Source organism: Streptococcus nidrosiense, from assembly GCF_042140045.1.
GTDB lineage: Bacteria > Bacillota > Bacilli > Lactobacillales > Streptococcaceae > Streptococcus > Streptococcus nidrosiense.
On sequence record NZ_CP152419.1, the window covers coordinates 1,397,370 to 1,409,937 of the forward strand.

The 12,568-nt window shown below is 37.9% G+C and carries 12 protein-coding genes; all 12 read right to left on the reverse strand.

Annotated features, from left to right (window positions below; all coding sequences use genetic code 11):
- Positions 1 to 43: 43 nt before the first annotated feature.
- The 12 genes from AAFQ93_RS06600 to AAFQ93_RS06655 all read right to left on the reverse strand — a co-directional run bounded on the left by AAFQ93_RS06600 (position 44) and on the right by AAFQ93_RS06655 (position 12,484).
- On the reverse strand, positions 44 to 1,033 hold the full coding sequence (locus tag AAFQ93_RS06600) for a lipoate--protein ligase (protein ID WP_375554974.1): 990 nt from the start codon (positions 1,031 to 1,033) through the stop codon (positions 44 to 46).
- A gap of 195 nt (positions 1,034 to 1,228) precedes the next feature.
- On the reverse strand, positions 1,229 to 2,932 hold the full coding sequence (gene lpdA, locus AAFQ93_RS06605; protein WP_375554975.1) for a dihydrolipoyl dehydrogenase: 1,704 nt from the start codon (positions 2,930 to 2,932) through the stop codon (positions 1,229 to 1,231).
- 39 nt (positions 2,933 to 2,971) lie between these two features.
- Positions 2,972 to 4,015, reverse strand: coding sequence for a dihydrolipoamide acetyltransferase (locus tag AAFQ93_RS06610; RefSeq protein WP_223140958.1), 1,044 nt, complete (start codon positions 4,013 to 4,015; stop codon positions 2,972 to 2,974).
- A 107-nt stretch (positions 4,016 to 4,122) separates the two neighbouring features.
- Entirely contained in the window at positions 4,123 to 5,115 is a 993-nt protein-coding gene (locus AAFQ93_RS06615; protein WP_006152177.1) for an alpha-ketoacid dehydrogenase subunit beta, read from the reverse strand.
- 16 nt (positions 5,116 to 5,131) lie between these two features.
- Entirely contained in the window at positions 5,132 to 6,100 is a 969-nt protein-coding gene (locus AAFQ93_RS06620) for a thiamine pyrophosphate-dependent dehydrogenase E1 component subunit alpha (RefSeq protein ID WP_223140959.1), read from the reverse strand.
- 179 nt (positions 6,101 to 6,279) lie between these two features.
- On the reverse strand, positions 6,280 to 7,620 hold the full coding sequence (locus tag AAFQ93_RS06625) for an MATE family efflux transporter (RefSeq protein WP_223140960.1): 1,341 nt from the start codon (positions 7,618 to 7,620) through the stop codon (positions 6,280 to 6,282).
- An 11-nt stretch (positions 7,621 to 7,631) separates the two neighbouring features.
- Positions 7,632 to 7,892 (reverse strand): hypothetical protein, encoded by a 261-nt coding sequence (locus tag AAFQ93_RS06630; protein WP_045762936.1) that lies wholly within the window; start codon positions 7,890 to 7,892, stop codon positions 7,632 to 7,634.
- 10 nt (positions 7,893 to 7,902) lie between these two features.
- The gene (locus AAFQ93_RS06635; RefSeq protein WP_375554976.1) at positions 7,903 to 9,174 is read right to left on the reverse strand and encodes a dihydroorotase; all 1,272 of its coding nucleotides are present in this window, start codon (positions 9,172 to 9,174) and stop codon (positions 7,903 to 7,905) included.
- A gap of 12 nt (positions 9,175 to 9,186) precedes the next feature.
- Complete coding sequence (locus AAFQ93_RS06640) at positions 9,187 to 9,651, reverse strand: 8-oxo-dGTP diphosphatase (protein ID WP_001135775.1); 465 nt, start codon at positions 9,649 to 9,651, stop codon at positions 9,187 to 9,189.
- Between the two features lie 9 nt (positions 9,652 to 9,660).
- Positions 9,661 to 10,314, reverse strand: coding sequence for a uracil-DNA glycosylase (locus tag AAFQ93_RS06645; RefSeq protein ID WP_375554977.1), 654 nt, complete (start codon positions 10,312 to 10,314; stop codon positions 9,661 to 9,663).
- Positions 10,315 to 10,431: 117 nt separating this feature from the next.
- Complete coding sequence (locus AAFQ93_RS06650; RefSeq protein WP_375554978.1) at positions 10,432 to 11,343, reverse strand: hypothetical protein; 912 nt, start codon at positions 11,341 to 11,343, stop codon at positions 10,432 to 10,434.
- Positions 11,344 to 11,515: 172 nt separating this feature from the next.
- Positions 11,516 to 12,484 carry a hypothetical protein gene (locus AAFQ93_RS06655; protein WP_375554979.1) on the reverse strand — a complete coding sequence of 323 codons (969 nt, stop codon included), beginning with the start codon at positions 12,482 to 12,484 and terminating at the stop codon, positions 11,516 to 11,518.
- Positions 12,485 to 12,568 lie beyond the last annotated feature (84 nt).

Here is a 12,568-nt window from a genome sequence, read left to right on the forward strand (position 1 = left end):
AACAATTGAAAAAGAAGTTGGTAAAGTCCAACTTCTTTTTTCTTTATTCAACAACTGCTTCAGCAATTTCTTCAGCAGTAATTCCTGCGAAATAACGGCCTAAGTTAATGGTTTGAAGGGCTTTGAAGACGTCTTCACGTTCGTATTTTACGCCACGAAGAACATCTTCTACTGCTGCAACGTCTTCGATACCTAAGAAGTCACCATAAATCTTAATGTCTTGAATTTTTGACTCGATAACATTAGCAAAAATTTCAACTTTACCACTTGGGAATTTAGTTCCACGACGGACGTTATACCCTGGTGATTTACCATAGTTCCAGTCCCAAGTTCCAAACTTAGTATCTTTAATACGGTTGATTTCAGCCAATTCTTCATCTGAAAATACATATTCTGTCATTTCAGGATATTCTTTTTTCATGTATTCCAAAAGTAGGTCACGGAACTCTTCAACAGTGATCTTTTCTGGCAACTCATCGATAATATTCGTTACTCGAGCACGGACTGATTTAACCCCTTTTGACTCAAACTTATCTTTAGACACTTTAAGCGCGTTAGCTAGGACTGACAAATCCACGTCAAAGAGAAGACAACCATGGTGCATGATACGGCCATTGATATAGGCTTGGGCATTTCCACAGAATTTCTTACCGTCAATTTCCAAGTCGTTACGGCCTGTAAATTCAGCTTTAACACCAAGTTCAGCCAAGGTATTGATAACCGGAGTAGAGAAGCTCTTGAAGTCAAAGGCCTTGTTTTCATCTTCTTTTGAAATGATTGTATAGTTGAGGTTGTTCAAATCATGATAAACTGCTCCACCACCACTGATACGACGTACTACTTCAATTCCGTGTTCACGAACGTAGTCTCGGTTGATTTCTTCGATGGTATTTTGGTGACGACCTACAATGATAGATGGTTTGTTAATCCAAAGCAGGAAAATTTGATCCTCGTCCAAAAGGTGTTTAAAAGCATATTCCTCTAAAGCAATATTAAAGGCAGTGTCATTTGAATGATTGATAATGTATTTCATAGTATTTTCAAAAATCTAGTTTTTTAATTCTGTTCATAGCAATCCAATTTTCTAAAGTGGTAAAAAGAAATGTAACGTGTTATCGTTACATTTCTCGGAAAAATTGAGACAAGAGGCTCAATTTTTAGGAATGGAACTCTAATAGAGGTCGCTTCCGTCCGTACTACTTTAAGAAAATTTAATTGAAAGATTTATTTATTTTTTCTTAGGTGAATGAATAGCCATTCCAAGAACATCCGCAAATGCTTCGTACATAACTTCAGAGTATGTTGGGTGTCCGTGGATTGTCTTAAGCATTTCTTCAACAGTGATTTCCATTTCGATGATGCTTGACGCTTCATTGATCAACTCTGCAGCAGCAGGACCAATGATATGAACACCAAGGATTTCACCATATTTCTTGTCTGCAATGACTTTAACAAATCCTTGAGCAGCATCTGATGCAATTGCACGTCCGTTTGCAGCAAAGTTGAATTTACCGATTTGGACATCGTATTTCTCACGAGCTTGTTCTTCAGTCAAACCAACTGCTGCTACTTCTGGAAGTGTGTAGATAGCTGCAGGAGTCAAGTTCAATTTGGCAACAGCGTGGTTTCCTTTAAGGGCATTTTCCGCAGCTACCTCACCCATACGGAAGGCAGCATGTGCCAACATCTTAGTACCGTTGATATCACCTGGTGCATAAATACCAGGAACAGAAGTTTCCATGTATTCGTTAACCTTGATACGACCACGGTCTAACTCAAACTCAACTTCTCCGATACCTTCAAGGTCTGGAACACGTCCAATTGAAAGAAGAGCTTTGTTTGCGATGGCATCATCTTTTCCTTCAAGCTTGATACGAAGTTTGCCATCCTCTTCAATGATTTCTTGCAGTTTAGTACCTGTCAAGATAGTCATACCTTTGCGTTCAAGAATCAAGCGAAGGTTCTTAGATACTTCCGCATCCATTGCTGGGACAATGCGATCCATCATTTCGATAACAGTAACTTTTGAACCGAATGTCATGAAGGCTTGACCAAGCTCTATACCAACGACACCACCACCGATAATAACGAGGCTCTCTGGAACTTCGTTCATTTCAAGGATGTCATCACTAGTCATCACAAGTGATGATTCCATACCAGGAACGTTGATTTTGCTTACTTTTGAACCACCAGCAAGGATGATCTTCTTAGTTTCAAGTAATTCAGAACCATTTACCAAGACATTCTTATCTTTAGTAATAGTACCGATACCTTTATGAACATCAACTCCATAGCTACGAAGAAGTCCTGCAACACCACCAACAAGAGTATTAACAACTTTAGATTTAGTTTCTAAAAGTTTGTCCATATCGACTGTGAAGTTTGGATTTTCAATTACGATACCACGATTTGCTGCATGACCGATATTCTCGATAATTTCGGCGTTGTGAAGGTAAGTCTTAGTTGGGATACATCCACGGTTCAAACAAGTTCCACCAAGTTCAGATTTCTCAACAAGAGCAACCTTACCACCCAATTGAGCCGCCTTAATAGCAGATACGTAACCAGCAGGTCCACCACCAATAACAACGATATCATAAGCATCATCGCTCTTACCATCATCGTTCGAAGCACTTGCTGCAGGTGCTGGGCTAGCTTCTGGTGCAGATGCTCCAGCTGATGGGATGTTTTCCCCTTCTTCACCAAGATAACCGATAACTTCAGTAACAGGAACAGTCTCGCCGTCCCCTTTCAGGATAGCGATCAAGTAACCGTCTTCTTCTGCTTCCAATTCCATGCTGACTTTGTCAGTCATGATTTCCAAAAGGATTTCTCCTTCTTTTACAAATTCTCCGACTTTTTTATTCCATTGGACGATTTGTCCTTCTGTCATATCCACGCCGGCTTTTGGCATAATTACTTCTAAGGCCATATCTTACTTCCTTTATCTATATTTCTAAAAATAAATTCTCTAAACCAACATTGAGATTGGGTTTTCAATTAAAGCTTTCAAGTCTTTCATAAACTTAGCACCAGCCATACCATCTACGACACGGTGGTCAATTGTTAAACCAAGACTCATAATTGGACGAATCACGATTTCACCATTTACTACAACAGGTTTCTCAATTGTTGAGCTAACCCCAAGGATTGCTGAGTTAGGTTGGTTAATGATTGGACCGAATGATTGAACACCAAACATTCCCAAGTTACTGATGGTGAAGGTTGAATTTTGCAATTCGCTAGGAGTTAATTTACCATTCAAAGTACGTCCGATAACATCTTTGAAGGCAACTACCAACTCAGACAAACTCATTTTTTCAGCATTGTAGACAACTGGTGTCATCAATCCATTATCCATACCAACTGCCATCGCGAGGTTGACATAGTTGTGAGTGATAATTGTCTTACCATCTTCAGTTAATGAAGCGTTAATGTATGGGTGTTTCATAAGAGTTTTAACAACCGCAAGTGAAAGCAAGTCTGTAACAGTGATTTTCTTACCAGTTGCTTCCATGATTGGATCAAGAACTTTCTTACGAAGGGCAAGCATTTCAGACATATCGACATCGTAGTTAAGTGTAAAGGTTGGTGCAGTCAAGTAAGATTCAACCATACGTTGAGCAATAACCTTACGCATCGGTGTCATTGGAATACGCTCGATTTCCCCATAAGGAGTTACGTTTTCTGGGACTTCTTCCACTTTTTCGATTTGAGCAGGTGACTTGATTGTTTCGTTCTCGATATTTTCAGGAAGGAAGGCTAAAACATCCTTCTTCATGATTTTACCACGATGACCAGTTCCTTGAATTTCTTGCCATGCAATGTTATGTTCAAGGGCAATTCGTTTTGCAAGTGGCGAAATGCGAACCACGTTTGTGTCTTTATATGTTTCCACGTCTTCTTTGTGGACACGACCGTTTGCGCCTGAGCCAGAAATATCGTAGAGATTAATTCCTAAATCATCCGCTAATTTTCTAGCTGCAGGAGTCGCTCTTAGCTTATCATCAGCCATGACCTCTCCTATTCTATACTAAGATATTAAGGACGTAGAGAACTTTGCATCTATTAGATACAAAGCTTCTCGTCTGATTTATTTGTTTACATAATCTATTTTATGTATTATTGTTTGTTGTGAGTTTTACGGATAGCATCTTTGATGCTTTCAACTGTTGGAATCATTGCATTTTCAAGATTTTGTGCGTAAGGCATCGGTACATCTTCCCCTGCACAACGGCGAATAGGTGCATCTAAATAATCGAATGCTTCTGATTCTGAGATAATAGCTGAAATTTCACCGATAAAACCACTTGTCTTGTGGGCATCGTTGACAAGAACTACTTTTCCAGTCTTCTTAACTGAGTTAATGATGATGTCTTTATCAAGTGGTACCAAAGTACGTGGGTCTACTACTTCTACTGAGATGCCTTCTTCAGCCAATTCTTCAGCTGCTTGCATCACACGACGAAGCATTTTACCGTATGTTACTACTGTTACATCAGTTCCTTCGCGTTTGATTTCTCCGACACCAAGTGGGATAGTATAGTCTGGATCAACAGGAACTTCACCTTTTTGGTTAAATTCTGATTTGTATTCAAGAATGATAACAGGGTTGTTGTCACGGATAGAAGACTTAAGAAGACCCTTCATATCAGCTGGTGTACCTGGAGCTACAACCTTCAATCCTGGGATATGAGTGAACCAAGATTCCAATGATTGTGAGTGTTGTGCTGCAGAACCTACTCCGTTACCAGCGGCACAGCGGATTGTAATTGGAACTTGACCTTTACCACCAAACATGTAACGAGTTTTAGCTGCTTGGTTGACGATATTATCCATGGCAATAACAGAAAAGTCCATGAAAGTCATGTCAACGATTGGTCGAAGTCCAGTCATAGCAGCACCAGCAGCTGCTCCAGAAATAGCTGCTTCGGAAATCGGACAGTCACGAACACGTTCTGGTCCAAATTCTTCAAGCATACCTACAGATGTACCAAAGTCTCCACCAAAGACACCGACATCTTCACCCATCAAGAGTACATTTTCATCGCGACGCATTTCCTCAGACATTGCAAGGATAATGGTATCGCGGAAAGACATTAATTTTGTTTCCATATTTCTCTACTTCTCCTTAGTCTGCGTATATATCTTCAAATGCTGATTCTAGTGGAGGGAATGGACTTTCTTCAGCAAATTTAACAGATGCTTCCACTGCCTCCTTAACTTGTGCTTGAATTTCTTCAAGTTCTTCTACACTTGCAATCTTGTTCTCAACAAGGTACTTACGAAGATTTTCGATTGGATCTTTTTGTTTCCACTCTTCTACTTCTTCACGTGTACGATATTTACCAGGGTCAGATGACGAGTGACCAAGCCAACGATAGGTTACACTTTCAATCAAGACAGGACCTTTACCAGAACGAACATGGTCGACTGCTTTCTTAAATCTTTCGTAGACATCGATAACATTGTTACCGTCTTCGATAAACATTCCAGGAATACCGTAAGCTGCGCTACGCTCGTGGATATGCTTGACATTTGTCATTTTCTTGATGTCAGCAGAGATTCCATAACCGTTATTGATACAGTAGAAAATTACTGGAAGATTCCAAATTGAAGCCATATTAACAGCTTCGTGGAATACACCTTCGTTAGTCGCTCCATCACCAAAGAAGCAGACAACGATTTTACCAGTGTTTTTCATTTGTTGAGTAAGGGCAGCCCCTACTGCAATCCCCATACCACCACCAACAATACCGTTGGCACCAAGGTTACCTGCATCAAGGTCAGCGATATGCATAGACCCGCCTTTACCTTTACAAGTTCCGGTATACTTACCTAGGATTTCAGCCATCATGCCATTAAGGTCAATACCTTTAGCGATAGCTTGACCGTGACCACGGTGATTTGAAGTAATCAAATCATCTTCGTTTAGAGCTAACATAGCCCCAACGTTAGCAGCTTCCTCACCAACAGAAAAGTGCGTCATTCCTGGCACTTTTCCTTTTTTTACTAATTGAGCAATTTTTAAGTCCATACGACGAATTTCTTCCATCTTACGGAACATCTCAAGCAAAAGATTTTTATCTAAAGTTGACATAATCTTGCCTTTCTAAGTTTAAATTCTTATAGTTCTATTTTACTGTATAGGTTAATTTGTGTCAAAAAATATGCCTGCAATTTTTCACAATATAAAAAAAGAAAAGTCAGTAAAATCAAGACTTTTCTTTATATAAAATACAAATTTCACAAGTTATTTTTTCATCATTTTTCAACAAATTATTTGAATCTTTTCATAATAACTTGTAAACGCCACTGATAAAGAATTCCACTTACCATTAAACTAATGATGAGAGCAATCCAATAGGAGTACGCACCTAAACTAGTCGAATAATCAAGATATAAGCCAAGCGGAATCCCAACACCCCAGTATCCAAGAAGACCAAGGCAAAAAGGAACAATCGTATCCTTGTAACCTCGTAAAATCCCTTGTAATGGTGCCGCAAATGTATCAGCTAACTGGAAGAATAAGCTATAGGTCATAAAAGAAGCTGTTAGTTGGATAAATTCTGGATCATGACCATAGAGACTGGCAACATTTTCTCTAAAAACATACAGAAAAGAAAGTGTTAAAACTGCAAACACCATAGCTGCTAAACGACCAATATGGATATACTGTTTTGCATCGTCTAACCGTTTAGCTCCTACCTCAAAAGAAATCACAATAGCCATTGCTGTTGAAATGCTCATAGGAAAAGCGTACATGAGAGATGAAAAGTTCATGGCAGACTGATGACTAGCTATTATCAATGATGAAAACTTCGCCATAATCAAGCCGACGGCTGAAAAAATAGCAACTTCTGCAAATACAGTTCCACCAATTGGTAGACCAAGATAAATAGCTTCCTTGATTTTTTTAATTTGTATGGGCATAGGTCTTTGGAGTTGATATTCCTTGAGCTTTTTATGCTTTAACAAGACCAAAACCGAAATCAGCAACAAATCCCAGTAGGCAAGGGAAGTCCCTAGACCTGCTCCTGCACCTCCTAACTCAGGAAAACCAAAAGCTCCATATATTAGTAAATAGTTAAATCCACTATTTAAAGGAAGTAAAAGAAGCATGAGATACATAGACAATTTTGTCAGTCCTAGCGTATCAAGTAGCGAACGAATAACACTAAAAAGTAAGAGAGGAATAATACCGATGGCTAAGAGCCACAGATAACGTATGGCAACGCTGGATACAGCCACTTCCAGTCCCATGAATTGTAACACAATTGGTGCTAAAAAGAAAACCAAGCCAAAAAGTACGATAGATAAGGCTAAAGCCAAATAAAGAAATTGATAAAAATCCGAAGAAACTTCTTTCTTTTTTCCTTGTCCCAAATGGTGACCAATAATAGGGACCAAGGCTGAGACAATTCCAGTCAAAAAGGTAAAGAAAGGATTCCATAAACTAGTTGCAATTGAAACACCCGCTAGATCGAGAGTATTATATTGGCCCGTCATCGTGGTATCGACAAAAGATGCGGAATAATTAGCGAATTGATAAATTAAAATAGGAAAGAAAATTTTTAAAAATAAGATGATTTTGTCTTTAATAGTTTCTGTTGAATGCATACCTACTCTTTCTACTCCTTTGCATCCAAGCCAAAAAGCTTTAAGCCGTATTTTCTCAAGCTCAAAGGTGGATTACTAGTTTTTGATGTCGTGTGCCAGCAATTACATGAGGCGCAATAATAGCTTCTAACCAAGCCACCATTATCATACTCTACAGCATGATCAGCTTTTTCCTTGGTTTCATACTGAATTTTAGCACGGTTAGCGGCTTGACAATATACTCCATGGCAAGCATTTCGTTTACGATTTCTAAGTTTACGAAAATAATTCATCCTCAAGCTCCTAATCTGCTTGATAAACGATTTGTCCCATACAGATAGTATATTTAACCTGCCCTTTTAATTGTTCACCAATGAATGGTGAATTAGCTGCTTTAGAAGCAAAATGCGTATCAACGATTCGGTCCGCTTTATCATCGAAAATTGTAATATCAGCTGGCCCGTTTTCAGCCAAATATCCTGCTTCAAAATTATACAATTTGGCAGGGTTTACTGTCATTTTTTCTAATAACTGCATCAAGCTCAACTCGTCAGCTTCTACTAAGTAAGTTAAACCGAGTGACAAAGAAGTTTCTAAACCTGTCATACCTGATGGAGCTTTGGCAATATCCTCAACATTTTTTTCGTCAGCATGGTGAGGCGCGTGGTCAGTAGCAATGACAGAAATGACTCCAGATTTAAGCCCTTCAATAACTGCTCGACGGTCAGACTCCAGACGAAGAGGTGGATTCATCTTAGCGTTACTTCCTTTAGTCAAAAGCAGAGCTTCAGTCTTAGAAAAATGCTGTGGAGCTACTTCTGCAGTTACGTTTGCTCCCATATTTTGAGCAAACTCCACAACTTTTACACTTTCTTCTTTTGACAAATGCTGAATATGAACATGAGCCTTAGTTGCATAGGCAATCATGACATCACGTGCAATCATTGCATACTCTGCAACCCCAGTAGCACCGCAGATATGGAAATGTTCTTTAGCGATATTTTCGTTAAAACCAAGCGTACCATTTAAACCAGGATCTTCTTCGTGCAAGCTGATAAAGGTGTTGAGTTTTTTAGCTTTTTCCATGGCTTCCCTGACAACTTTACTACTTTCAAGAGGAATCCCGTCATCAGAAAAACTAACTGCCCCTGCTTCTAAAAGAGCTTTAAAGTCAGTTAGGTCTTGACCATTAAAGTTTTTGGTAATTGTAGCCACAGACTTAACGTTAATCTTTTCCTTAGCTGCAGATTGAAGAACTTCCTGCAAAGTCTCAACATCTGAGATAGTTGGATTAGTATTAGCCATCATAACGACAGTTGTAAATCCACCTGCAGCTGCTGCTAGTGCTCCTGTATGAATGTCTTCTTTATGAGTTTGACCAGGTTCACGGAAATGAACATGGATATCCACCAATCCAGGCGCAACTACAAGACCAGTAGCATCTATTACTTGAACTCCCTCAACATCGATTCGAGGAGCGATTTTAACGATTTTTCCATTTTCAACTAAAATATCACTGACTTGATCCAAACCAGACTTAGGATCCATTACACGGCCGTTTTTGATTAGTAGCATCTGCTTTCTCCTTTATTCATAGAAATCGACTTGGGTATCCAATAATTTATCACCATCATAGACAAACTTAGCTGAAAAGAAGGGTTTATCCTCTAAGAGCCACTCGACAAAGGTATGGTCCCCTTCCCAGGTCGGCTTACTTAAAACCTCATCGTAAGGAACCCATTCTAAGGTTCCTTCATTACAGTCAATCAACTCACCTTCAAACTCAGTTACTTTAAATACATAGGTGTACCAGTCAAGGTCTGGTGTAAACTCTGGAAAGGTGATAACTCCTTTTAATACTGGTTTTGCTTTTAGACCAGTTTCTTCAAGAATTTCACGAGCAGCACATTCTTGTGGAGTTTCCCCCCGTTCTAACTTTCCACCTACACCAATCCATTTTCCTTCATGGACATCATTAGGCTTTTTATTGCGATGAAGCATGAGTAGCTCTTTCCCGTTATCAATGTAGCAAATTGTCGCTAACTGAGGCATATTCTCTCCTTATCTAAGCCAATCAATTGGCTCTTGTCCTGTTTCTTTTAAGAATGTATTAGCCTTAGAAAAAGGCTTAGAACCCCAAAATCCTCTGTAAACAGAAAGAGGACTTGGGTGGGCTGATTCAATAATCAAGTGCTGAGAATTTTTAACCAAGGACTTCTTCTTACGTGCATAAGCACCCCAGAGCACAAAAACCACTGGTCTATCTAAATTATTGACAATCTTAATCACTGCATCCGTGAATGGCTCCCATATCTGACCAGCATGACCATTTGCTTGACCAGCAGGGACAGTCAAGCAAGCATTGAGAAGCAAAACACCCTGCTCGGCCCAAGTAGTCAAATCATGTGAATTCTTAACTCCAATATCATCTGCAAGTTCTTTCAAGATATTTTGCAAAGAAGGAGGTGCTGGAATAGAATCTGGAACTGAAAAACTCAAGCCCTGAGCTTGACCAGGCCCATGATAGGGATCTTGGCCTAGAATCACCACCTTAACCTCTTCCAGAGGAGTTGTTATAAGAGCCTGAAAAACCTTTTCTTTAGGAGGATATACAGTTCCTTGAGCATAAACCTGCTCCATAAAGTGATTGATTTTCCCAAAATAACCCTCAGGTAATTGCTCTTTAATCAAAGCATGCCAAGATGAGTGTTCCATAGCCAACTCCTTCGTTAATACTGCCTCTATTATAGCAAAAAGTGGCTATCTAAACCACTTTTAAAAGTATCTATTGAGATTTGAGAAGTTTTATAGAGAATTTATACTAAAGAGCCTTTATTCAAGACCTTTTCTAGTATTAGAAAGGATAAATTCTTTGTCGATTTCATCAATAATCAATTCTGTTCGAGTATTAAGTTTTTCATCAAATCTTTTATTCAATTCCTTTACAACACTTATCTTAAACTCATCACTTGATTTTTGGTTATAGTAATCAAATCCTCTAGAAGCCGCGCTACAGCAACTCCCCCAATCTGAAAGATAACCTATTATTTCAAAAACACTATCATTGTATTTTTCAAATTTTTTAGTTGCAGAACTTTTTAGATAGCCTGAAATACAATTTACAAAAGAGTAGTAATACTTAGAGTCACGAAATGAATTGTATTCTGCACTATGAAAACTTGGATCGAGAATTCGTGCTGATCGCACATCTTTCATGGTGGGTTTTGTAATCATTTTAATATCAGTCTGCAGATAAGCATAATAGGTTTCCTTATCAAAGAAAGCTCCATCTACTGCTATCAAAGCACCATACATGCCATCTTCATACTGAAAAACCATCACAGCACCGTTCCTATATTTGCTTTCTACAGGAACAGGCGGAGCAATTCTCTTTTTGGGATTTTCTTTTTTTACACTAATTTTTTCTAAAAACTTTTCTAGATTCTCACTTCTTTGTTCTAAAAATTCACTATCTGCACCCAATTCTTGGGCAAGTTCTAAATCCTCTTTGTTGAGAATGATTTCTTTAATTTCAAGCAAGAATTCGTCATCTAATTGCCCAACTTCCCATAAACAGTGTGCTAAGGCGAACAAGACATCATACATATCGTCATCGTATAAATCCGTCGTCAAGTCATTTTTAATTGTATTTGCATCTTCTCCTTGATTGTATCTCTCGAAGAATTCTTCTTTAATATCTAAGGAAGTGTCATTTCCAAAAATCGTTGCATCCCATGTTCCCATAATTTCGAGACTCCTATCTACTTTTAAACAGTTCTAAATATTTTGTAAAGTTATGCTGACAACAAACTATATTAAATCTCCCCTTAGCCAGAGATAAGGAGAGATTACTAGAACTATACTTAAGTACAGTTTAAAGATTTTTTTCATTTTTGATTTTCACTCAATTAGTAAACTATTTAACAATCAAATAATGTGCATCTTTTATTTTATAATTTTCTAAACTGATAACTGTTTGTTTCTTATCAAGAATATCATATTTAACCAGAGAATCATTAAATAAAAAATAATAGATGTTGTCTTTAAATGTAAAATAAGGTGCAGTATACTGCTCTGTACTAAAGCCTTCCAGATGAATAATATCTTTTTCTAAATTGTCTAAATTGACTGTAGTAAAGGAAAATTCGCCATTATATAATCCCTCATTCTCTATAATCAATTGGTTATTTTTAGCATCATATTGAATATTTGTTGGATACTTTTCAGGAATATCGATATAATTCTTACTCTGACTTTTTAAATCAAAAACCAATAATTTATTTCCTGACTTATATTCCCCATCAGAATTACGCCCACTAAGTGCTTCCACAATATACAAGACATCATCTACATTAACCATTCTCATATATGCTGATGTTTCGTCAAGATTATATTTTTCGACGATGTTGAACTCTTTATCCATTTTCCAAATTTCCGTATTAGGAACTTGGGTTGATAAATCCAATGTGGTTACAAGTAAGTATAAATAATTATCTACAATAACAAACTGTTGACTGGCATTTAGCTGACCATCATTTTTCACGGTAACATTAGTGACAACCTCTAAATGATTATCATATTTATAAAATTCAATTCTATCTGTAAAGACAGCAGTCGCATATAAATAATCCCCATCTGTTATAGATGCGTATGCATCATTTCCTTCTGCTAATTTAAACGTTTCACTTAAATTTTCCTTATTAATTCTAGATACATATCTTTTTAGACCTGAGGTATCTTTTGTTTTTGCAGTTGAATAGGATCCTGCTTCCGAAAAACTTTCTGCCCAATAGATGTATTTTTCTTTTCTAGCAATATTACCCTTGAGCACATTTAAATCATAATCATCAAATACAGCTATTTTATCGCTATCCCAGATAGCCATTTTATAACCATCTACCGAATTTACCTTATTTGACTGACAGGCACTTAGACAAATAAGGCAGCAACAAGCACTGATTAACATCAA